We start from the raw sequence: 22,240 nt of genomic DNA on the forward strand, positions 1-22,240 counted from the left end.
GTCGCCTCGCGGGCGTCATGCCTCGCGGAAGCGGTAGCCTACCCCATAAAGCGTCTCGATCATGTCGAAATCGTCGTCGACGGCCTTGAACTTCTTGCGCAGCCGCTTGATGTGGCTGTCGATGGTGCGGTCGTCGACATAGACCTGCTCGTCGTAAGCAGAATCCATAAGCGCATCGCGGCTCTTGACCACGCCGGGGCGCTGCGCCAGCGAATGCAGGATAAGGAATTCTGTGACCGTCAGCGTAACCGGTTCGCCCCGCCACGTGCAGGTGTGACGCTCCTGGTCCATGACAAGCTGGCCGCGCTCCAGCGAGCGCGCCTGCTGGCCGGGGTCTTGACGCCTGCCTCGCGAGCGTTGGCACGGCGCAGCACGGCACGGACACGCTCGACGAGCAGCCTTTGCGAGAACGGTTTGCGGATAAAATCGTCGGCGCCCATCTTCAGCCCGAAGAGCTCGTCGATCTCGTCATCCTTGGAAGTGAGAAAGATGACCGGCATGTCGCTCTTCTGGCGCAAGCGCCGCAGCAACTCCATGCCGTCCATGCGGGGCATCTTGATATCGAAGATGGCGAGATTGGGCGGGCGCGCGGAAAGACCCTCAAGCGCGGAGGCGCCGTCGGTATAGGTCTCGACGCGATAGCCTTCGGACTCCAACGCGATCGAAACTGACGTCAGGATGTTCCGGTCGTCATCGACAAGCGCGATAGTTGCCATTTCAAGTGGCTCCCTCATGAGCGGGTGTCCCTTCCTGCATCGAGAAGGGGCTGTAGACGGACAAATTGGGTACAAATTGTGGCATGCCTTTTCCCCGCATGCACGTCCGGCGCGATAAAGGCAAGCGGCCCTTCCGCTTCGCCGGCCTGTCAGTCTTCGGCCAATATGTATCGGCCGCTGGAAGATTTAAACCGTTACAACCGATTTAAACAGAATTGAAAATCTTTAAATCGATTAATGATTTGAAATCAATGAGCTTTTCTGTTTCTGAACCTTTCACCTCCAGATCGGGCGCGTTTTTGCAGCAGCGTCGGGAGGGAAAGTATCTCGGTTCGGCTCCGGTCCTTGGTGGTAGAGATGACAGAAATCGGCCTGCGCAATCCCGACAATGGGATCGACACCTGCGGTTTGAAGACCTCGGGCACCGTTCACTACAATCTTGGTCCCGCCGAGCTGGTCGAGCACGCGCTTCGCCGTGACGAAGCGAGACTGACGGCCCACGGTGCACTTGTCGCCACAACGGGACAGCACACGGGGCGTTCCCCGAAAGACAAGTTCGTCGTGCGGGATGCGAACACCGACGCGCAGGTCTGGTGGGACAACAACAAGCCAATGTCGCCGGAGCAGTTTGCGCTCCTGCACGACGACTTCCTCGCTCATGCAGCGAAGCTCGATCTCTACGTCCAGGATCTCGTTGGCGGCGCGGACGAGGCGAACAGTCTGCCGACACGTGTCGTCACGGAATATGCCTGGCATTCGCATTTCATCCGCAATCTGCTGATCCGCCCCGCGCGCGAGGCCCTTTCCAGCTTCGCGCCCAAGATGACGATCATCGACCTGCCGTCGTTCAGGGCCGATCCTGCCCGACATGGCTGCAGGACCGAAACGGTCATCGCGATCGACTTCGCACGCATGGTGGTGCTGATCGGCGGCACGTCTTACGCCGGCGAGATGAAGAAGTCGGTCTTCACCGCGCTGAACTACCTGCTGCCGGCGCGCGGTGTGATGCCCATGCACTGCTCGGCCAATGAAGGGCCGCAAGGCGACGCGGCCGTGTTCTTCGGCCTGTCCGGCACCGGCAAGACCACGCTTTCGGCCGATCCGCGACGCACGCTCATCGGCGACGACGAACATGGCTGGGGCGAAGACGGCATCTTCAATTTCGAAGGCGGCTGCTACGCCAAGACCATCAAGCTTTCGGCCGAAGCAGAGCCCGAGATTTTCGCGACGACGCGGCGCTTTGGCACCGTACTCGAGAACGTGGTGCTGGATGACAACCGCGTGCCGGACTTCGACGACGGCTCGCTCACCGAGAACACGCGCTGCGCCTATCCGCTCGACTTCATCCCCAATGCCAGCGCCACGGGGCGGGCTGGTCATCCGAAGAACATCATCATGCTGACCGCCGACGCATTCGGCGTGATGCCGCCCATCGCCAGGCTGACGCCGGCTCAGGCGATGTATCACTTCCTTTCAGGCTACACCGCCAAGGTCGCCGGGACGGAAAAGGGCGTCACCGAGCCCGAGGCGACCTTCTCCACCTGCTTCGGCGCACCGTTCATGCCGCGTCATCCTTCCGAATATGGCAACCTGCTGCGCGATCTCATTGCGCGCCACCGCGTCGACTGCTGGCTCGTTAATACCGGCTGGACAGGCGGCGCCTACGGTATCGGCAGCCGCATGCCGATCAAGGCGACCAGGGCGCTGCTTTCGGCCGCGCTTGACGGCTCCCTGAACGAGGCGGAATTCCGCACCGACGCCAATTTCGGCTTCGAGGTGCCGGTTTCGGTACCGGGCGTGGATGCATCGATCCTCGATCCGCGCTCGACCTGGGCGGACAAGGAAGCCTACGACCGGCAGGCCAAACGGCTGGTTGGAATGTTCATCGACAATTTCGGCAAGTTCGAAGCCCATGTCGACGCAAGCACGCTGAGCGCCGCGCCCCGGCTGCAAGAAGCGGCTGAATAGAGACAATCCACTGCAACTTTCATGAAGGCCCGGTTCAAAGCCGGGCCTTTTCTTTGTGTTGCGGTCATGATTGCATGCGGAAAACGGGAGGAAACCGTCGATGCTCGCTATGCACAAACCCTTGGCCTTCGCCGGCTACTCGCCGGAAGAAATGTCGACGCGCGCAGCCGATTTTCGCGCGTTGATGGACAGGCGACGCACGGTGCGCGATTTCTCCTCGCGGCCCGTGCCCAAGAAACTGATCGAGGATTGCGTGATGACGGCTGCCACAGCCCCATCGGGCGCAAATCAGCAGCCGTGGACGTTCGTGTGCATCAATGAGCCCGGACTCAAGAGCCAGATCAGGGTGGCGGCCGAGAAGGAGGAGCGCGACTTCTATAGCGGCCGCGCATCGACCGAATGGCTGGATGCGCTCGCACCGCTTGGCACCGATGCAGACAAGCCGTTCCTCGAGACCGCGCCCTGGCTGATTGCCATCTTCGCGCAGCGCTACGGGCTGGGTCCGGATGGCAAACGCGCCAAGCACTATTACGTCCCGGAATCGGTCGGCATCGCTACCGGCCTGCTGATCGCCAGCCTGCACAATGCTGGTCTTGCGACGCTGACCCATACACCGTCGCCGATGGGCTTTCTGAACGATATTTGCGGCAGACCGGAGCATGAAAAGGCGCTGATCCTGCTCGTGGCCGGCTATCCCGCCGACGAGGCCAAGGTGCCCGATATCAAGCGCAAGCCGGTCGAGGACGTCATCGTCTGGAAAGACTAGCCTCGTAGCGGCAAAGGCCAATCTGGCGACATCTCGGCGGTTCACCGAGATTTAATCTATTGCGCGTCTTCTGGCGGCGAGGGTCCGGGCACGCATCGCCCGGCCAGACATGATGTCGAACCTCCGCCGGCGCCGGCATTCCAGACCTTATCTCACCAGATTTCCATGCCCGGGACCGCTTCGGTCGCCGGATGCCGCTCCGAAGGCTCGACCATGAACCTGTTCGCGTTTCGCATTTCCCATCGCATCGCGCTGATTGCCTTGGTGGGCGTAGTCGGCGTGCTCGCCGTTGCCGGGCTTCTTGTCTACGAGCGCAGTCTCATCAGTCAGATCGATGCGACGGCTTCTCAGGCGAACCAGGCCGCAGCGGTGACCAGCGAGCTTCAGATCGGTCTCCTCGAACTGCGTCGGAACGAAAAGGACTTCTTCCTGAGCCGCGACGAGAAATACGTCGAAATGCATGCGGCGCGCAGTGAAGAGGTCGCCAGGTCGCTCGAAACGATCGAGGCGATCATCGCTCGCAACCAGCAGCGCGACGTGCCCGGCGAAGGCGTTCTGACACAGGGTTACCAGCGCTATCTCCAGGCGTTTGGCGAAGCCGTGGAAGTGACCCGACGGCTCGGCGTGAGCGCCGAAAAGGGCCTGCAAAGCGAGCTCCGCGCGGCAACCGGCTTTCTCTCCGAGCAGCTCGCGCGCATTCCCTATCCCGCGCTGAAAGTCGATGTGGCGCAAATCTTCAACCGTGAAAAGGATTTCGTGGTCACGCCAAGCGAGCAGAACCGCGCCCGCGTGACCGAGGCAATCGAGACCCTGCGCTCCCGCCCCGGCGGTGTTTTCGGCTCCTCGAGTGGCCATACGGCGGTTATGGCGACGCTGGATGCCTATGAGGCGACCTTCAAGGATTTTGCCGACGCGTCAGCGCGCAGCCAGGAGCTTGATGCCGAGGTGTCGGAGAGCTTTTCGGCGATCGAGCCGGTCTTTGACCGCATCCGCGCGGAGATCGAGAACGTGCGCGGTGAGGTGAGTACTGCGCGCATCAACGCCACGACCTCGATCGAACGCATGGTCATGGTGGCGGTCGGCGGGGTCCTGCTTGCCGTTCTGGCGTCCGGCTTCCTCGTCTGGCGTTCCGTCGCTCTTCCCATCTCCCGCACGGCGCGTTCGATGCGCGCACTCGCCTCCGGCGAACTGGACGTGGAGATACCGGGGCTCGGCCGCCGCGACGAAATCGGCGAGATCGCCGATGCCTTTCAGCTCTTCCGCGAAAACACCATCCGCAAGGTCAACGAAGAACGCGACGCCGCGGAAGCACGCCAGCGCGAAGCGCGCGAGCGCGATGAACTCGAGCGCGATGAGAAGGAACGCCATGCGCGCGCGCTGCAGCATGCGGTGGACGTGCTTGCAGATGGCCTGAGCCGGCTGGCAGACGGCGACGTTGCCCAGCGGATCGATGAACCGTTCACGGCATCGATGGAAAGGCTGCGGGCCGACTTCAACAACTCGGTCGCAAGATTGCAGGCCGCGTTGCAGACGGTTGGCGAAAACGCCAATGCGATCCACGCCGGCTCGGACGAAATACGGAACGCTTCCGACGATCTTTCGAAGCGTACTGAACAACAGGCGGCATCCGTCGAACAGACTGCGGCTGCGCTGGAGCAGCTCGTCACGACGGTCCGCGATTCCAGCCGACGCGCCGAGGAAGCAGGCGCACTGGTTGCCCGCACGCGGACCGGGGCAGAGCGTTCAGGCGCCATCGTGCAGGACGCGGTCGCGGCGATGGATCGCATCGAGGTCTCGTCGACGCAGATCAGCACCATCAACGGCGTCATCGACGAGATCGCCTTCCAGATCAGCCTGCTCGCGCTCAATGCCGGGATCGAGGCGGCACGTGCCGGCGAGGCCGGCCGCGGCTTTGCGGTGGTTGCACAGGAAGTGCGCGACCTCGCCCAGCGGGCCGCCAATGCAGCCAAGGAAATCAATACGCTCATCACCACGTCGGGCGAACATGTCCGCGCCGGTGTCGAGCTGGTGGGCGAGGCGGGCGAGGCACTGCGCACCATCGTCTCGGAGGTGCAGGAGATCAGCACCAATGTCGTGGCGATCGTCGAGGCGTCCCGCGAACAGGCAACCGGCCTCAACGAGATCAACATTGCCGTCAACCGGATCGACCATGGCACGCAGCAGAATGCCGCGATGGTCGAGCAGTCGACGGCTGCGAGCCACAAGCTCGCTAGCGAAGCCTCGGCGCTCAACGCTTTGCTGGCACAGTTCAAACTGGGCCGCGAAGCACCCGCCAGTAGCCTGCGCGAGCCGAGATCCGTGCCGAAGAATCCGACATCGGGAATCCGCGCCGTCGGTCAGCGCCTCGCCGTTGCATTCCGGGGTGGTTCCGGCGCCGCAACAGCGCAGGCCGTCACGCCTGCGGACGAGGCTGGTTGGGAAGAATTCTGACCGGGGTTTCCGCGCCAGCAGCGCCGTTCTATGTAGTGTTTGCCCGCTTTGCGGGTTCGGACACGGAACAACGGCATGAACGCGGACAGGGGATTGCATATCGCGCCGGGCGTCGAGGTCGGCGCAGACGAGCTCGAGGAGCAGTTCATCCGTTCCTCCGGGCCCGGCGGCCAGAACGTCAACAAGGTCGCCACCGCCGTGCAGCTTCGGTTCGACGCAGCCAATGCGCCCGGCCTGCCGGAAAGGGTGCGCGAACGCGCGCTCAAGCTCGCCGGGCAGCGCGCGACCAAGGATGGCGTCATCGTCATCGAGGCTGGACGCTTCCGCACACAGGAGCAGAACCGGGCGGATGCGCGGGCGCGGCTTGCAGCACTGCTGGCGAAGGCCGCGGAGCCGCCGCCCAAACCGCGCAAAAAGACCAAACCATCAAAAGGCGCGGTCGAGCGACGGCTGAAGGAAAAGGCCGGCCGCTCCGGCATCAAGAAAATGCGCGGCAAGGTTGCTCCCGACTGACCCTGGGCGGCGGTCGCCGAAGCGAAATCCTTGCTTTTCTTTTCGGTTTCGCTGGGCCAATGTCGCCTCAGGGGCGATCATTTCTTTGCAGACAACAAGGAGACTGCGGCATGGGCCTGTTCAGTTTTGCGAAATCCATCGGAAAAAAGCTCGGCTTCGGCGACGATGAGGAACCCAAGGTTGAGGAACTCAAGAAGGAACTCGACTCACACGGGCTCGGCACCGACAAGGTGCAGGTCGAAGTTGTCGGCGGAAAGGCCGTTCTGAAGGGCTCCGTTGCCGACCAGGCGACGCTGGAAAAGGCCGTCATCGCGATCGGCAACACCGCCGGCGTCGAGGCGGTCGAAACCGAACTGGTCGTCGAGGACGCGCCCGACAAGGCCGAGAAGGAGCCAACGCTCTACACCGTGGTGAAGGGCGACAACCTCTGGAAGATCGCCGAGCGCCACTACGGCAAGGGCAAGGGCACCAAGCACACGCTCATCTTCGAGGCCAACAAGCCGATGCTCAGCGACCCGGACAAGATCTATCCTGGACAGGTGCTGCGGATCCCGCCGCTGGAAGGCTGACAGCCAGTATCATCTCTTGAAAATATTCCTATCCGGCGGCTATCATGCCGCCGGATTTGTTTTATCATGGTAATCTGATGGCTCTGGCTTTACCGCAAGGTGTGAGGCACATACCTGACTTTCTCGACCGTACCGCCCAGGAAGCGCTGCTGGAGGATATCCGCGCGGTGGTGCAGGCAGCGCCACTTTATGTGCCCACCATGCCGCGCACCGGAAAGCCGATGAGCGTTCGCATGACCAATTGCGGCTCACTCGGCTGGGTGACCGACAAGGACCAAGGCTATCGCTATCAGCCGACCCACCCGCTGACAGGCGAACCATGGCCGCCGATCCCCGAACGGCTGATGGCGCTCTGGCGAGAGGTCGCGCGGTACGAAGCACCGCCGGAGGCCTGTCTCGTCAATTTCTACGAGGCCGACGCGAAGATGGGACTGCACCAGGATCGAGACGAGCAGGATTTCGCCGCACCCGTGCTTTCGGTATCGCTGGGCGACACCTGCCGGTTCCGGGTGGGAGAAACGACACGCGGTGGCAGCACGTTATCCTTCAAACTCGCCAGCGGCGATCTGGTGGTGCTGGGCGGAGAGGGACGCCTCGCCTTCCACGGCGTCGACCGGATCTATCCGGCCACCTCGACGCTCCTGAAAAATGGCGGCCGCATCAACCTGACGCTGCGGCGGGTCACCAACCCGCGCTAGGAGAATGTTGAGGTTTGTTAGCTAGGGTCCGCCCGTCAAAGATTGGCAGGAGCCTTGGCCATGACCGGATTTCTGCGCTGGTGCAGGAACACGATTTCGGAAACTGCGCGGATGGTGCGCGCCGACGCAGCGCTCTATCTGTTCGTTCTGGCCTATACCGTGGCAGGGCTTTTCCTGCTTCAGCTCACGGACACTGAAGACAGCGCCACCTACTGGGTCTATGTCCGGCGCTGGGCGATCCTCTTCATTCTGTTCTTCCCGATGGTCGCCATCATTATCGATGCCGCGCGGGTCGTGCATCGGCTGAACGCCCGCCGCGGTCTTGCCATGCGCCGGGCATTTTCACCCGCGCGCATGGCCACGCTCGCCTCAGGCGTCGCGCTCCTGATGGTGATGGTGCTGTTCCAGGGAACCTTCACGTCGCTGAAGAACGCAATGACGTACTGGCGCGACGGCTTCCAATACGACAGAATTCAAGCGGATATCGACCGCCTGCTGCATTTCGGGGTCGACCCGTGGCGACTGCTTTACAGCTTCGGCGAGCACGATGTCATACGCACGATGGTTGAGTGGAACTACAACGTGCTGTGGTTCGTGCTCTGCTTCGGCCTGCTATTTTTCGTTGCGACCTCGCCTCGAGCCGCCGCGATCAGGGGGCGCTACATTACCTGCTTCATGCTGACATGGATCGTGTGCGGCAATGTGTTTGCCACGCTGTTCCTCTCGGCGGGGCCTGCCTTCTATGGTGAAGTGACGGGCGACGCGGCGCGTTTTGCCGAGCAGCTTGCCTTTCTCGCTCGCGGCGCGGAAAGCCCCAATTCGCGGTTGCCTACCAGGCTTATCTCTGGTCGCTGCATGAGTCCGGCGCCACGAGCTTCGGCTCCGGCATATCCGCGTTTCCGAGCGTCCATGTCGCGCTCGTCGCCATGAACGCGTTCTTCATCGCCGAATATTCGCGGCGGCTGGGCATCGCGGCTTTTGCGTATGTCGCGTTCATCATCGCCAGCTCGGTCTATCTGGCCTGGCATTATGCGATCGACGGCTATGTCTCCATAGCGATCGTCGCTGTCATCCACGTCTTGGTAAAGCGCTACGCACGGACAGGCATGGCAGACAGGCGAAGGCACATTTCCGCCCCCGAGCCTTCGGCACATCCCGAGACGGAGGCAGCCGCTACAGCTTCCTGAGGGCCACTTCCTCGATAAGGTGGTTGGCACCCTTGCGCAGGACGAGGTCGGCGCGCGGCCGCGTCGGCAGGATGTTCTCCCTGAGGTTCTTCAGGTTGATGTTGGCCCACAGCCCCTCGGCGATGGCGCGCGCGGCTTCTTCGGAGAGCTGCGAATAGCGATGGAAGAAGGATTCGGGGTTCTTGAATGCCGTTTCGCGCAATCGCATGAAACGGTCGATATACCAGTGGTGCACCATGTTCTCGTCCGCGTCGATGTAGATCGAGAAATCGAAGAAGTCGGAAACGAACGGCACGAACTTGCCGTCCTGCGGCAGGTCGCGGGTCTGGAGAACGTTGATGCCTTCGAAGATCAGGATGTCGGGCCGGTCGATGGTCACGTAGGCGCCGGGCAGCACGTCGTAGGTCATGTGCGAATAGAGCGGCGCCTGCACGTCCGGCTGGCCGGACTTGATGGCCGACAGGAACCGCAGCAGCGCGCCGACATCGTAGCTTTCCGGAAAACCCTTGCGCTCCATCAGGTTTTCGCGCCGCAGGACCTCGTTGGGCAGCAGGAAACCGTCAGTCGTCACCAGGTCGACCTTCGGGCTCGACGGCCAGCGCTGCAGCAACTCCTTCAGCACGCGCGCCGTGGTCGACTTGCCTACGGCCACGGACCCGGCGATGCCGATGATGAACGGCGTCTTGACCGCATTGTCGGAATTGAAGAACACGCGGCGCTGCCGGAAAAGAAGTTGGCTCGCCTCCACATGGGCGGAAAGCAGGCGCGACAAGGTGAGGTAAATGCGCCTGATCTCGTCGAGATCGACCGGGTCGTTCAGCGAACGCAACCGGCGCACTTCGTCTTCCGCCAGCGTCAGCGGCGTGTCGGCGCGAAACTCTGCCCAGCGTTCGGCGGAGAAGATGCGATACGGTGAGTATTTCTCGCCGGGCGTCAGTTGGTCCATCGGCATTCGTCCCTGCCCCGGCTCCCTCAGCCAGAATTGCGCGCGGCCTTTTCGGCAACGCCCGAGCGGTTCGTGCGCGCCTCGAGCTCGGCCAGCACTTCATCGAGACTCACGCCGGACAGCGCGAGCACCACGAGCCAATGATAGAGCAGATCGGCGCTTTCGGAGATCACCGCGTCGCGCTCGCCCTTGACGGCGGCAATGACGGTTTCGACCGCTTCCTCGCCCATCTTCTGGGCGGCCTTGTCGATGCCCTTGGCAAACAGCCGGGCCGTCCAGGAATCGTCTGCGCCCGAGCTGCCACGCTCGGCCACGATCGTCTCCAGATCTTTCAGCGAGAACCCTGACAAGGGTGTCTTTCCTCCCGACATTCAGGCGGCGTCGAGCCGCATCGGCAGGCCTGCTTTTGCCATGTGCGCCTTGGCCTGCGCAATGGTGAAGGTGCCGAAATGGAAGATCGAGGCCGCCAGAACGGCGGTCGCGTGGCCGTCGCGGATGCCCTCGACCAGATGGTCCAGCGTGCCGACGCCGCCGGAGGCGATGACCGGCGCGCGCACCGCATCGGCGACTGCGCGGGTCAGGGCCAGATCATAGCCCGCCTTGGTGCCGTCGCGATCCATGGAGGTCAGCAGGATCTCGCCCGCGCCGAGGTCAACGACCTTGCGGGCGAACTCGACCGCATCGATGCCGGTGGCCTGCCGCCCGCCATGGGTGAAGATCTCCCAGCGATCCGTCTCGTCGGCCTGTGAGACCTTCTTTGCATCGATGGCCACGACGATGCACTGGTTGCCGAACTTGTCGGCCGCTTCGGCGACGAAGTCGGGGTTCTTCACCGCCGCGGTGTTGATCGACACCTTGTCGGCCCCCGCCAGCAGCAGCTTGCGGATGTCGGCCACCGCGCGCACGCCGCCGCCGACGGTGAGCGGCATGAAGCAGTGATCGGCTGTGCGGGCGATCACGTCGAAGATGGTTTCGCGATTGTCCGACGACGCGGTGATGTCGAGGAAGCACAGCTCATCGGCGCCGGCTTCGTCATAGGCCCTGGCCGATTCCACCGGGTCGCCGGCATCGATCAGGTCGACAAAGCTGATGCCCTTGACGACGCGGCCGTCCTTGACGTCCAGACAGGGAATGACGCGCGCCTTAAGGGTCAAAGGACGGCCTCCATTTTCGTTTGCGCGTCCTCGCCGCTACGCCGCTGCGGGCGACGCGGGCCGTCCTTGACGTTGAGGCAGGGGATGACACGGGCCTTAAGAGTCATGCCGCTCGCTCCCGCGCTTCACGCAGGATCGCCAGCGCTTCTTCCGGGTCGATGCGGCCGTCATAGAGGGCGCGGCCGGAGATGGCGCCTGCGAGCCGGCGCGCGTCGGGCATGGTCATGCGCACGATATCGGCGATGGACGCGAGCCCGCCGGATGCGATGACGGGAATGGAGACGGCTTCGGCAAGGTCGATCGTCGCGTCCCAGTTGATGCCGGCCAACACGCCGTCGCGGTCGATGTCCGTGTAGATGATGGCGGCGACACCGGCGCCCTCGAACTTCTTCGCGAGTTCGATCGCGCCCAGCGAGGAGGCTTCGGCCCAGCCCTCGACGGCAACCTTGCCGCCGCGCGCATCGATACCGACAGCCACCTTGCCCGGAAACGCCCTGCAGGCTTCCTTGACCAGATCGGGATCACGCACCGCGACCGTGCCGAGGATCACCCGCGCCAGCCCCTTTGCCAGCCAGGCATCGATATGGGCCATCGAACGGATACCGCCGCCAAGCTGCACCGGGTTCTTCGTCGCCTTCAGGATCGCCTCGACCGCCTCGCCGTTGCGGCTTTCGCCGGCGAAGGCGCCATCGAGATCGACCACATGCAGCCACTCGAAACCCTGCTCCTCGAAGGCGCGCGCCTGAGCGGCGGGATCGGTGTTGTAGACCGTGGCGCTGTCCATCTCGCCCAGCTTGAGACGGACGCACTGGCCTTGCTTCAGATCGATGGCAGGAAAAAGTATCAACGGATCATACGCCTTCGACGATGGCAAAGTGAGCGTTCGAGAATTGCTGACGCAGCTTCAATGCGGCTTGGTATTCCGGCGAATGGTAGCAGTCGAGCGCAGTCTGATAGTCCTTGAACTCTATGACCACCAGCCGCGATGCCGCCGGGCCTTCGAAGACTTCGCACTGTCCGCCGCGCACAAGGAACTTCGCGCCGTATTTCTCGAAGGCGGCAGCGTTTGCCGCCACGTATTGCGGATAGCCATCGGGGTCGGTCACGTCGACCATGCCCATCCAGTAACCCTTCTTGCTCATGGCGTCCTCCTCACGGGTTCCAGCGCAGGAAATTGGCGATCAGAGCCAGGCCGAGCGCCTGGCTCTTTTCGGGATGGAACTGGGTTCCGGCCATGTTGCCGCGCGCGACCAAGGCCGTTACGGGACCGCCATAGTCCGTGACCGCAACGACATCCTCCGCCCGCGCCGCGTCGAGATGGTAGGAGTGGACGAAATAGGCATGCAGCCCGTCCTCGCCGGTGCGGATGCCGGCCAGAAGCGGATGGTCGTGTTTCACGTGAATCGTGTTCCAGCCGATCTGGGGGATTTTCAGCGACGGATCGGAAGGCTCGATCTCCTTGACGTCGCCAGCAATCCAGCCGAAGCCGCTGGTGATGGTCTTTTCCAGCCCGCGCGACGACATCAACTGCATGCCGACACAGATGCCGAGGAACGGCCGGCCGCGATCGGTCACGACTTCCTCGATCGCCGCCACCATGCCCGGCACGGCATCGAGCCCGGCACGGCAATCGGCATAGGCGCCGACGCCCGGCAGCACGATGCGGTCAGCACTCCTCACCCGCCCGGCGTCCGCTGTCAGATCAATCTCGGCAGCGATGCCCGCCTCGCGCGCGGCTCGCTCGAAAGCCTTGGTCGCCGAGCGCAGATTACCGGATCCGTAGTCGATGATTGCAACGCGCATCTCAGTTTCGCCCCGGATAGCCGAGCATGCCGAGCGCAGGGCCGGAACGGGTCGGGGTCGCGCGCTGGGCAGTCATGACGGGAGGCTGCGGAACAGCATCGGAGACAGTGTCCCGCGCGACGTGGCCGGGGCCAATATCTACGAGATAGCGAATCTCGGCGTCGCGCGCATCGCCAGCCTCGACCACGCCCCATTCGCGCCAGCCGCGCCGGCGCAGGGCTGCCAGCCTCAGAGCCGATCCCTCAAGGCCGACGAAAAGCGCAAGCATAAGCGATGCGAGCGAAGCCGTGCCGCTGCCCCACCAGGCACCCAACAGCCCGATCACAAAGCCCGCGAGCAAAACGGCCAGCGTCTCCAGCCACAGCCGGTGAACGAGCAGCCAGATCGCCGGCAGCAGGAAGGCGAGGATATGAAACCCGTCGCGCACGATGACGGCCCTCTCCTCGGCGGCGCGGCCGGGCGGCTCCATTACGACGAAACTAGCCATGGCGAACGCTCATCCGTTCAGGGTGCCCTTGGTGGAAGGGATCGCTCCCTCCTGGCGCGGGTCCGGTTCTATTGCGGCGCGCAGCGCGCGGGCCACCGCCTTGAAGCAGGTCTCCGCGATATGGTGATTGTTGGCGCCATAATGGTTCATCACATGCAGCGTGATGCCGGCGTTCTGCGCAAGCGCCTGGAAGAACTCGCGCACCAGCTCGGTGTCGAAGGTGCCGATCTTCGGCGCACTAAACGCCACGTTCCACACCAGGAACGGGCGGCCGGAAACGTCGACGGCAGCCTTGGTCAAGGTCTCGTCCATGGCAAGGTCTATCGATGCGTAGCGGGTGATGCCGCGACGCTCGCCCAGTGCGCGCGCCAAAGCCTGACCGATCGCGATGCCGGTATCCTCGACCGTGTGGTGGTCGTCGATATGCAGGTCGCCCTTCGCCTCGATCTTCATGTCGATCAGCGAGTGGCGGGCAAGCTGGTCGAGCATATGGTCGAAGAAGCCGACGCCGGTCGAGATTTCCGACGCGCCCTTGCCATCGAGATCGACCGAAACGGCGATCTCGGTTTCCTTGGTCTTGCGCGCGACACTCGCTTTGCGCTCGGGGCTGGCCATGCTGGGCGACCTTTCCTGCTTCTGGGCGAAAGCCTCTTATCAGCATGCCCCGCCGATTGCCAGCGGCGGCGATTTGCATTCGCGGCCCGGGCGCATACATAAGCCTTCACGCGGCCGGCGCTGCACTGACCCGAAGGCCGGCTGAAGGCAGTATCGGAGTTGATATGTCGAATGAACCGACCATGCACGCGACGACGATCGTCACCGTGCGCAAGAACGACAAGGTTGTGATCGCCGGCGACGGGCAGGTAAGCCTCGGCCAGACGGTCATGAAGGGCAACGCGCGCAAGGTGCGCCGGCTCGGCAAGGGTAACGTCATCGCCGGCTTTGCCGGTGCAACCGCCGACGCATTCACCCTGCTCGAGAGGCTCGAAGCCAAGCTCGAACAATATCCCGACCAGCTCACCCGCGCCTGCGTCGAGCTCGCGAAGGACTGGCGCACCGATCGCTACCTGCGCCGGCTGGAGGCGATGATGCTGGTGGCCGACAAGAATGTGACGCTTGCGCTCACCGGCACCGGCGACGTTCTGGAGCCGGAGCACGGCGTGATGGCCATCGGCTCGGGCGGCAACTATGCGCTGGCGGCGCGCGCGCGCTTATCGATACCGACAAGAACGCGGAAGAGATCGCCCGCAAGGCGATGGAGATCGCGGCCGACATCTGCGTTTACACCAACGGCAATGTCGTGATGGAAACGCTTGATGCAGAATAGCCAACCCGAGATCGCGTTCCGTCCCGTGGAGCGCGAAGACTACGAAACGCTGCGCGGCTGGCTCAACCAGCCGCACATGCGCGAATGGTGGGGCGACCCGGAGGAGGAGCTTGGGTTCATCCGCGACATGGTCGAAGGGCGCGACACCACGCGGCCGTTTCTCTTCATGCTCGACGGGAGGCCCATCGGCTATATCCAGTACTGGTTCATCGGCCACCACCAGAACGAGGAATGGATCAAGGACAACCCGTGGCTGACGGAGCTGCCCTCCGATGCAGTCGGCGTGGACCTGTCCATAGGCGATCCGGCCCTGCTGTCTAAGGGTTATGGATCGGCAGCGGTGACGGCTTTTGTCGCCCGGCTGATCGGAGAGGGCCACAGAACCATCATCATCGATCCTGAACCCACCAACCATCGTGCAATCCGCGCCTATGAAAAGGCCGGGTTCCGCACCATCCCGCATCTCGAGGGACGCACCGGCGATACACTCCTCATGGAGTATGTGCCGGATTTCGCAGCCTGAGTGCAGACATGCGTGACGGACCTGCTGCGCGCCTCCATAATAGCGGAACACCCGATCGCGAGGACAGCCATCATTGATCAGCACTGAAACGCTCGAAAGCGCTGTCGCAAACGGCGTGATCACTGCCGATCAGCGCGACCGGCTCCTTGCCATCGAACGCGGCTCGGCGGAGACCGACGAAGGCACCGAAGAGAACCTGCGCCTGATTGGCGGCGGCAACGACCTTTTCGTCACCGTCGGCATCGTTCTTCTCACCGCGGGGTTCTATTTTGTCCTGAATACGACGATCACAGGACAACCAATTTTGATCGCCGGGCTTCTGGCTGCGTTTTCATGGATCGTCGCGGAATTCGTCACGCGGCAGCGGCGTATGAAGCTGTCTTCAACCGTGCTGAGCCTCGCCTTCACCGTGGCTGCGGTTGTTGGATTATCGCTGCTTGCCAATGGCAGCTATCCGATCCGGCGGCCCGATTCGTTATGGCAGCTGCTGGCTTTGCGGCAGATGGTAGCCCCGGCCGGCTACATCGTGTTCGGCGGAACGATAGCGGCGGCGATCCTCTATTTCTGGCGTTTTCGCGTTCCGGTTCTCGCCGGCGTGATCGCTATCGCCGCGACGCTGCTCGCGTTCCTGCAGACCGCCTTGCTGCTTTACGACGGCGTTGCGGCTGGCACAGTCGCTGCTCCGCAAATCGAGGATATGCCGGAACTGCTGCGCGCGGCACTCTATATGCCGCTGGTCTGCGGCCTCGTCGTCTTTGGTGCAGCCGTCATGCTCGATCTGCACGATCGCGAACGGCGAACGGTCTGGTCCGACTGCGCGTTCTGGCTGCATGTCGTATCGGCGCCGATGCTCGTGCATCCGTTGTTCATCATGGCCACCGGGCAGGACGTGGTTCTGGGCAATATCGAGCCGGACGGAAACGCATCCATCATGCTGGGCGTGCTCATCCTCGGTTTCGTCTATGTGGCGCTGGCGATCGACCGTCGCTCGCTGCTGGTGCCGACGCTTGCCTATTTCGGCTCTCTCGGGATTTACTACCTGATCAATTCCACCGCCAACACCACCGGAATCCCGCCCTTCGCGCTGATTCTGCTTGTCGTTGGAACATTGATCATCATCTTTGGCGCCGGCTGGCAGCACATCCGAAACTTGATCGTGCGCCCGACTCTCCCCACATCCCTGCTCAACAAGCTCCCTCCCATTAAGGTTCAAGCGTACAAGTAGATGACCACTTTTTCTCCCCGCGAGATCGTTTCCGAACTCGACCGCTACATCATCGGCCAGAAGGACGCCAAGCGCGCCGTGGCCATTGCGCTGCGCAACCGCTGGCGCCGCCAGCAGCTCGAAGGCCAGTTGCGCGAAGAGGTGATGCCCAAGAACATCCTGATGATCGGGCCGACGGGTGTCGGCAAGACAGAAATCTCCCGCAGGCTAGCGAAGCTAGCGGGCGCGCCCTTCATCAAGGTCGAGGCGACCAAGTTCACCGAGGTCGGCTATGTCGGCCGCGACGTAGAGCAGATCATTCGCGATCTCGTCGAAGCGGCTATCGGCCTGACGCGCGAGAAGATGCGCGAAGATGTCAAGGCAAGGGCGCATCTCAACGCCGAGGAACGCGTGCTGGAGGCGCTGGTGGGCAAGAATGCCAGCCCGGCCACGCGCGACTCCTTCCGCCGCAAGCTGCGCGACAACGAGCTCGACGACAAGGAAATCGAGGTCGAGGTTGCCGACACCGGCACCGGCGGCATGCCGGGCTTCGAAGTTCCGGGAATGCCCGGCGCGAATATCGGCGTACTCAACATCAACGACATGCTGCAAAAGGCCATGGGTGGCCAGCGTACCAAGATGCGCAAGACCACCGTCAAGGAATCCTACGACCTGTTGATCAATGACGAGTCCGACAAGCTGCTCGACCAGGACGAGGTGGTGCGCCGGGCGCTCGAATCGACGGAGAACGACGGCATCGTCTTCCTCGACGAGATCGACAAGGTGGCCGCGCGTAGCGATATTTCCGGCGGTCCCTCGAGGGAAGGCGTTCAGCGCGACCTGCTGCCGCTGGTCGAAGGCACAACGGTTGCGACCAAGTACGGACCGGTGAAGACCGACCATATCCTATTCATCGCATCCGGCGCATTCCACGTCGCCAAGCCGTCGGACCTGCTGCCCGAATTGCAGGGCCGACTGCCGATCCGCGTCGAGCTGCGCGCGCTGGAGAAAGACGACTTCCGCCGCATCCTGACGGAAACCGAGGCGAGCCTCATCAAGCAATACGTAGCGCTGATGGAGACCGAGGGCGTAGCCCTCAACTTCACCGACGATGCGATTGATCGCCTAGCAGGCATCGCCGTCGACCTCAATGCGAGCGTCGAAAACATCGGCGCCCGCCGCCTGCAAACCGTGATGGAGCGGGTGCTCGACGACATCTCCTTCAACGCACCCGACAAGTCCGGGTCGGAGGTGACGATCGATGCCGGCTATGTGGACACGAATGTAGGTGACCTCGCCAAGAACACTGACCTGTCACGATTCATTTTGTAGGCTGCATTTCGCTATTCGGGAGCCCTGACGAGAGATTGAACGCAGGGCTCTCGACTCCTTCCGCCGCAGCAACTATTTTCGCCGGCCTGTCTTCCTCCATCTTCACAAGGTCGGAAATGAACCCTGCAGTGCGGCTCCTCGTATGCCTGTGCCTGGTCGCGACAAGCGCTCCGGCTGCTGCGGCAACGCTGGTACCGCCCGGAAACCGCTTCGAGGAGCAGCCGCAGGTGCCAGCAGCCTCGGCCAGCCGGACCCGCGCTGCCAAATCGACCTACGAGGCGAAATACAAGAAGGTCTATGCGCTGTTCGCGAACGACAGCGTCCTGCGCGACAAGATCAAGAAGGTGGCCGCGCAGTACAAGATCGACCCGCTTCACATGGCGGGCGCGATTGTGGGCGAACACACCTACAACGTCGACGCCTATGACCGACTGCAGACCTACTATGTGAAGGCCGTCTCCTACCTCAAGACGAGCTTCAACTTTTCGCATAACGGCGAAAGCGTCAGCGATTTCATCGAGCGCCCGCAATTTTCAGCATGCGCGAAGCTGTCGGACAGTTACGATCTGTGGTCCTGCCGGGAAACGGTATGGAACAAGGAATTCCGCGGCAAGACGGTCGAAGGAGCCAGCTTTCCCAATGATCGTTTCAGCGCCGTCTTCTTCCAGCCATTCTATGCTGGGCAGACCTTCGGCATCGGCCAGCTCAACCCGTTGACCGCGCTGCAGATGAGCGATCTTGTGGCCAGGGTGTCGGGCCTGCCGAAGCTGGATCATGAGGATCCGCAGCAGGTCTACCGTACGATCATGGACCCGGACCTGACGCTCGCCTATGTCGCCGCTACGCTGAAGAAGTCGATCGAGGCCTATCGCGATATCGCTGGCTACGACATCTCCAAGAACCCGGGCATCACGGCGACGCTTTACAACATCGGCAATCCCGAGCAGCGCGCACAAGCGCTCAAGGCGGAGAATCGCAAGCGTCGGAGCGCTGGCCAGACGGCGCGGCTGCCGGAAGAGAATTATTATGGCTGGCTTGTGAATGACAAGCTGGACGAACTGAAAAAGCTCTTCTGAGGATCAGCGGCGCTTGCCGCGTTCCTGCATCTCGGCCAGTTGACGAAGCAGGTCCCTTATGTCGTCCTCGTCGAGGCCAGCAATCTGGGATGCAAGGCGATTGGCCAGCAGCGTCGCCGAGGCTGACAGTCCGGTCGTGTCGACAACCACCCGGGGATGGGAGCTTTCCGCGACCCGCTGCAATTCCTCGGCTTCGTCCCAGATGATGTTGAAATAGCCGACGATCTTCTGCACCAGCGGCCAGCTCGGCGCGCCGCGCCTGCCGTGCTCCAGAGCCGACAGATAGGCGGGGCTGATGCCAAGCGCAGTCGCCATCTCCTTCTGGGTGACGCCCTTTTTCGCGCGCAAATCACGCATTTTCGTACCGAACGGCGTCATCCCGTGCTTCCCGAACGCCGCAGCCTCACGTAAAGAGCGCCCGAACCGCCGTGGCGCCGCGCCGCATCTTCGTGAGCGCTCACCAGCGCACGAAACGGCGGCGTCGCAAACCAGGCCGGCACCGCCCTGCGCAGGACACCATCCGAACCAAGCGACGAGCCTTTGCCCGTGACGACCAGGACATGACGGCGTCCGTCGGCATAAGCGCGATGCAGGAACGAAAGCAGCAGCGTATGCGCCTGGCTTTGCGTCAGGCCGTGAAGGTCGACCTTGCCTTCGATCGGCAGACGACCCTTCGCCAGCTTTTCGCGAACCGGCGCGTCTATCCTGTGCTGTCTTGCATGGTTGGCCGGACGGTTCGGTTCCGCAGACTGTGCCTCGGGGCGAGTCGACCCGCTCTTACGCGGTGCGTCGAGAAGACTGGCGAAGTCCTCGGCGGGTGGCGCCTCCTCGTCCACCGCCTTCCCGGGCAAAGGCGTAGCCGACCGCGCGACCCTGCCCCACAGGATACGGTCCTCCATCGAGAGCTTCTTGTCCGATGGCGCAGTCATGCTGGACCAGCCTCCAGCAAAGCGCGCGGCACCAGCGCGTAGAAATCCGCAGGATGGCGAACCACGCCGGCGATCTCGCCAGCCGCATAGCCGGACCCGGCAAACAGATCGCCGCGCGCGGCTCCGACGATTGCCGAGCCGGTATCCTGCGCGATCATCAATCTGCGGAACGGAAAGTCGTCGAATGCTCGAAGCGCCGGCGCATCGACGAAAAACGGCGTTGCAAATGTGTGCAGCAGCCGGTCGACGGCCATGGAACGACCGGCCGTCAACGGCACCTTGGCGGCAGCGATCGGCCCCATCCCCGTATCTTCGACCTCGGCGAACCGGAAGAAAATGTAGGAGCGGTTCTGATGCAGGATTTCGTCCACGCGATGCGGGTTGCGCCGGAACCACGCCCTGATCGCCTGCATGGATATTTCGGCGCCCGGTATCTCACCCATCGCCACCAACAATCCGCCCGGTCCGGTAAAGCGCTGGCCGGACTTGGCGGCGTAGGTGACGCGCTTTACCGAGCCATCGGGCATCGACAACCGCACCGCGCCTTGTACGTGCACGAAGAACGCGTCAACGGGATCGGCTAGCCAGGCGAGCGCCGAAGCCCTCTCGCCAAGCGCGCCCTTCTCGATTTCTGGCCTGTCGAAATATTCCACTATTCCGGCTGATGTCGATCGGCCGAATGCCAGATACGGATCCAGCCCGTCCGGGCGATTCGCGTCATCGACTTTCACGAGATCGTCGGGAACGCCGAGCAATGGCACAGTGAACTCGTCCGTGCGCACCGGCGAGGCCGCGACCTCAGGTTCATAAAAGCCGGTGACGAAGCCGAAACCGTCTCCTTCGGGAATTACCCTGCAAGGAAGGAACCAGCGTTCGAAGAATCCCCTGGCTGCTTCGTCATCAAGAGTTTCGGCTCTGTCGGCGGCGTGAAAGGCTTCCTCGAAAGCACCCGCGTCGATACCGAGCGAGCCTGACTTATACGGTTTCTGGAGCGCTCGGCGCGCGCTCAATCGGAAAGCCGCAAAAGCCTCGCCATGTCGATCCGCGCGCCAGCCCGGCAGATCGTCGAAACTCTTGGGTTTGAGGAGTGGCGAGAGCGTCACGGCGCAGCCCCGTCGCGCGGTTCTGGCCGGAACGTTCAGTCGTCGGCTTCTGTCGCGACCAGTTTCCAGTTCGGATCGCGCGAGCGCGTGTCGCGGGCAAAGGTCCATACATCCTTGACCTCGGCGACCGTCTCCGGATCGCCATCGATCACTTCACCGGCACTGTTGCGGGTCGCCGAAATCAACTCGCTGACGATCCTCAACGTCACATGGGCCTCGCTGCCCTTCATCTCAGCGTTGACGATATCGGCCTTGTCGATGCCAACGAAGGAGGACTGGATCTTTTCCGACCGGCTTTCGCGATCGGCTATCGCCGCGACGAAGCCATCGAAAACCTCCCGCGAAAGAAGGTTCTTCAGCGTACGGCGATCACCATCGGCGTAGGCCATGACGATCATCTCGTAGGCCATTTTCGCGCCGTCCACGAACGTCTTCGGCTCGAATGACGGATCGGCGTCGCGGATCGCACGCAGGCTCTTGTTGAGGTCAGTACCGGGCTTGGCGAATGCGTCTATGGCGACATAGGCGTCGTCCGCCTCGGACCCGCCCTTGCGACGCGGCAGCGAAACGACGTTCTCCGAGGCGGTAGAATCGGACTTCTCGCTGGTGCGTGCGGACGTATAGGGATCGAATGGCTGGCGTTCGTTACCGGTGCGGCGGCCCAGCACGTTGCGCAACTGGAAAAAGATCACAATTGCCGCGACCAGAAAGAAAATCGTGCCGAAGTCGAAAAATTCCATAGCGTCCGCCAAACCTCTTGTCCGGCAAAGGCCTCGCTTTGCCGGTTGTCCCCTTGCATATAGAACGCATCCCGCCATCATTCAAATCAAAGCGGCGGCACACTATCTAAACTGATCGACCTTAAACGCACCTCACTGGAAAGATCGCATTTTGGCCTTCCCTTTCATCCCCTTGCTGCTGCTTGCATTGCCATTGGCCGAGATCGCCGTATTCGTCATGGTCGGCAGCGAGATCGGTGCACTTGCCACTGTCGGTCTCGTCATAGCCACCACGATCCTGGGCTCGATCCTGTTGCGCGTCCAGGGTTTCGGCATCCTGACACGCATACGTGAAACCATGGATGCAGGCGGGTCTCCGGGCCGGGACCTCGTGCACGGCGTCATGGTGTTGCTGGCGGGGGTGCTGCTCTTTCTTCCCGGCTTCGTCACCGACGCCCTAGGCTTTCTCCTTTTCATTCCACCGATACGCGATCTGGGGTGGCGGCTTATCAGAAGCCGTATCACCATCGTCACCGCCGCTGCGGGTCCAGGCGGCTTTCGCCGGCCGGGACGTGGGCGAACCATCGACCTGGATGAAGACGACTTCGCCCGGGACGACAAGCCGCAGCCCCAGCGCCCCTCGATCACGGACGATCGCTGAGGCCACGCGGGCGACAGGCTCCCAAGCTTGTCACGCCGGACCTGCCATGGTAGCCAACGCCGCGTTTTCATTCCCGGCCGGGAACGGCTGAAATAGAGAGGATTCCGG

At 62.7% G+C, this 22,240-nt stretch carries 25 protein-coding genes and 2 pseudogenes; 14 read left to right on the forward strand and 13 right to left on the reverse strand.

Going from position 1 to position 22,240, the window contains the following annotated elements:
* Positions 1–15: 15 nt before the first annotated feature.
* Positions 16–716, reverse strand: a pseudogene (locus tag HK436_RS07910) (response regulator transcription factor).
* 357 nt (positions 717–1,073) lie between these two features.
* Here HK436_RS07910 and HK436_RS07915 point away from each other — a divergent pair.
* The 8 genes from HK436_RS07915 to HK436_RS07950 all read left to right on the forward strand — a co-directional run bounded on the left by HK436_RS07915 (position 1,074) and on the right by HK436_RS07950 (position 8,868).
* Entirely contained in the window at positions 1,074–2,684 is a 1,611-nt protein-coding gene (locus tag HK436_RS07915; RefSeq protein ID WP_173188635.1) for a phosphoenolpyruvate carboxykinase, read from the forward strand.
* A gap of 100 nt (positions 2,685–2,784) precedes the next feature.
* On the forward strand, positions 2,785–3,450 hold the full coding sequence (locus HK436_RS07920) for a nitroreductase family protein (RefSeq protein WP_173188637.1): 666 nt from the start codon (positions 2,785–2,787) through the stop codon (positions 3,448–3,450).
* Between the two features lie 165 nt (positions 3,451–3,615).
* Positions 3,616–5,901, forward strand: a complete 2,286-nt coding sequence (locus tag HK436_RS32315; RefSeq protein WP_280515585.1) for a methyl-accepting chemotaxis protein — start codon at positions 3,616–3,618, stop codon at positions 5,899–5,901.
* 75 nt (positions 5,902–5,976) lie between these two features.
* Positions 5,977–6,414 carry an alternative ribosome rescue aminoacyl-tRNA hydrolase ArfB gene (gene arfB, locus HK436_RS07930; RefSeq protein WP_173188639.1) on the forward strand — a complete coding sequence of 146 codons (438 nt, stop codon included), beginning with the start codon at positions 5,977–5,979 and terminating at the stop codon, positions 6,412–6,414.
* 110 nt (positions 6,415–6,524) lie between these two features.
* Positions 6,525–6,983, forward strand: coding sequence for a peptidoglycan-binding protein LysM (lysM, locus tag HK436_RS07935; protein WP_173188641.1), 459 nt, complete (start codon positions 6,525–6,527; stop codon positions 6,981–6,983).
* A gap of 77 nt (positions 6,984–7,060) precedes the next feature.
* On the forward strand, positions 7,061–7,681 hold the full coding sequence (locus HK436_RS07940; RefSeq protein ID WP_173188643.1) for an alpha-ketoglutarate-dependent dioxygenase AlkB family protein: 621 nt from the start codon (positions 7,061–7,063) through the stop codon (positions 7,679–7,681).
* Between the two features lie 60 nt (positions 7,682–7,741).
* Positions 7,742–8,611 carry a phosphatase PAP2 family protein gene (locus HK436_RS07945; protein ID WP_173188645.1) on the forward strand — a complete coding sequence of 290 codons (870 nt, stop codon included), beginning with the start codon at positions 7,742–7,744 and terminating at the stop codon, positions 8,609–8,611.
* Positions 8,569–8,868: a phosphatase PAP2 family protein gene (locus HK436_RS07950; RefSeq protein WP_312860576.1), complete on the forward strand. Its 300-nt coding sequence runs from the start codon at positions 8,569–8,571 to the stop codon at positions 8,866–8,868. Before HK436_RS07945 ends, HK436_RS07950 begins: the two co-directional genes overlap by 43 nt.
* Here HK436_RS07950 and coaA read toward each other — a convergent pair.
* From coaA to hisB, 8 genes are all read right to left on the reverse strand, one after another.
* Positions 8,855–9,814, reverse strand: a complete 960-nt coding sequence (gene coaA / locus HK436_RS07955) for a type I pantothenate kinase (protein WP_173188647.1) — start codon at positions 9,812–9,814, stop codon at positions 8,855–8,857. The genes HK436_RS07950 and coaA overlap by 14 nt on opposite strands.
* Before the next feature lie 26 nt (positions 9,815–9,840).
* Complete coding sequence (locus HK436_RS07960) at positions 9,841–10,164, reverse strand: phosphoribosyl-ATP diphosphatase (protein WP_173188649.1); 324 nt, start codon at positions 10,162–10,164, stop codon at positions 9,841–9,843.
* A 21-nt stretch (positions 10,165–10,185) separates the two neighbouring features.
* Positions 10,186–10,968 carry an imidazole glycerol phosphate synthase subunit HisF gene (gene hisF / locus HK436_RS07965; RefSeq protein WP_173188651.1) on the reverse strand — a complete coding sequence of 261 codons (783 nt, stop codon included), beginning with the start codon at positions 10,966–10,968 and terminating at the stop codon, positions 10,186–10,188.
* Between the two features lie 103 nt (positions 10,969–11,071).
* Positions 11,072–11,815 (reverse strand): 1-(5-phosphoribosyl)-5-[(5-phosphoribosylamino)methylideneamino]imidazole-4-carboxamide isomerase, encoded by a 744-nt coding sequence (gene hisA / locus HK436_RS07970; protein WP_173188653.1) that lies wholly within the window; start codon positions 11,813–11,815, stop codon positions 11,072–11,074.
* A 4-nt stretch (positions 11,816–11,819) separates the two neighbouring features.
* Positions 11,820–12,110: a DUF1330 domain-containing protein gene (locus tag HK436_RS07975; protein ID WP_173188656.1), complete on the reverse strand. Its 291-nt coding sequence runs from the start codon at positions 12,108–12,110 to the stop codon at positions 11,820–11,822.
* A 10-nt stretch (positions 12,111–12,120) separates the two neighbouring features.
* A complete protein-coding gene (gene hisH / locus HK436_RS07980; RefSeq protein ID WP_173188658.1) occupies positions 12,121–12,771 on the reverse strand; it encodes an imidazole glycerol phosphate synthase subunit HisH in 651 nt (216 codons plus the stop codon).
* A gap of 1 nt (position 12,772) precedes the next feature.
* Complete coding sequence (locus HK436_RS07985) at positions 12,773–13,258, reverse strand: DUF2628 domain-containing protein (protein ID WP_173188660.1); 486 nt, start codon at positions 13,256–13,258, stop codon at positions 12,773–12,775.
* Between the two features lie 9 nt (positions 13,259–13,267).
* Positions 13,268–13,873, reverse strand: coding sequence for an imidazoleglycerol-phosphate dehydratase HisB (gene hisB, locus HK436_RS07990; protein ID WP_173188662.1), 606 nt, complete (start codon positions 13,871–13,873; stop codon positions 13,268–13,270).
* Between the two features lie 164 nt (positions 13,874–14,037).
* On the opposite strand from hisB, the pseudogene hslV reads away from it, so the two are divergent.
* From hslV to HK436_RS08015, 5 genes and pseudogenes are all read left to right on the forward strand, one after another.
* Positions 14,038–14,585, forward strand: a pseudogene (gene hslV, locus HK436_RS07995) (ATP-dependent protease subunit HslV).
* On the forward strand, positions 14,575–15,108 hold the full coding sequence (locus tag HK436_RS08000) for a GNAT family N-acetyltransferase (protein WP_173188664.1): 534 nt from the start codon (positions 14,575–14,577) through the stop codon (positions 15,106–15,108). The pseudogene hslV and the gene HK436_RS08000 overlap by 11 nt, the downstream one beginning before the upstream one ends.
* A gap of 73 nt (positions 15,109–15,181) precedes the next feature.
* Positions 15,182–16,333: a hypothetical protein gene (locus HK436_RS08005; protein WP_173188666.1), complete on the forward strand. Its 1,152-nt coding sequence runs from the start codon at positions 15,182–15,184 to the stop codon at positions 16,331–16,333.
* Positions 16,334–17,644: an ATP-dependent protease ATPase subunit HslU gene (gene hslU, locus HK436_RS08010; RefSeq protein ID WP_173188669.1), complete on the forward strand. Its 1,311-nt coding sequence runs from the start codon at positions 16,334–16,336 to the stop codon at positions 17,642–17,644. It begins immediately after the preceding gene.
* 116 nt (positions 17,645–17,760) lie between these two features.
* Positions 17,761–18,720, forward strand: coding sequence for a DUF1402 family protein (locus HK436_RS08015; protein ID WP_173188671.1), 960 nt, complete (start codon positions 17,761–17,763; stop codon positions 18,718–18,720).
* Positions 18,721–18,723: 3 nt separating this feature from the next.
* On the opposite strand, the gene HK436_RS08020 is transcribed toward HK436_RS08015, so the two are convergent.
* The 4 genes from HK436_RS08020 to HK436_RS08035 are packed head-to-tail and all read right to left on the reverse strand — an operon-like array spanning position 18,724 to position 21,492.
* Entirely contained in the window at positions 18,724–19,098 is a 375-nt protein-coding gene (locus HK436_RS08020; protein WP_173188673.1) for a helix-turn-helix domain-containing protein, read from the reverse strand.
* A complete protein-coding gene (locus HK436_RS08025) occupies positions 19,095–19,649 on the reverse strand; it encodes a Smr/MutS family protein (RefSeq protein ID WP_173188675.1) in 555 nt (184 codons plus the stop codon). The genes HK436_RS08020 and HK436_RS08025 overlap by 4 nt, the downstream gene beginning before the upstream one ends.
* Complete coding sequence (mltA, locus tag HK436_RS08030) at positions 19,646–20,752, reverse strand: murein transglycosylase A (RefSeq protein ID WP_173188677.1); 1,107 nt, start codon at positions 20,750–20,752, stop codon at positions 19,646–19,648. The genes HK436_RS08025 and mltA overlap by 4 nt, the downstream gene beginning before the upstream one ends.
* A 35-nt stretch (positions 20,753–20,787) precedes the next feature.
* Positions 20,788–21,492: a Tim44/TimA family putative adaptor protein gene (locus HK436_RS08035; RefSeq protein ID WP_173188679.1), complete on the reverse strand. Its 705-nt coding sequence runs from the start codon at positions 21,490–21,492 to the stop codon at positions 20,788–20,790.
* Positions 21,493–21,643: 151 nt separating this feature from the next.
* On the opposite strand from HK436_RS08035, the gene HK436_RS08040 reads away from it, so the two are divergent.
* Positions 21,644–22,132, forward strand: coding sequence for an FxsA family protein (locus HK436_RS08040; RefSeq protein WP_173188681.1), 489 nt, complete (start codon positions 21,644–21,646; stop codon positions 22,130–22,132).
* Positions 22,133–22,240: the final 108 nt, after the last annotated feature.

The sequence above is a fragment of the Neoaquamicrobium sediminum genome, from assembly GCF_013240295.1.
Lineage (GTDB): Bacteria > Pseudomonadota > Alphaproteobacteria > Rhizobiales > Rhizobiaceae > Aerobium > Aerobium sediminum.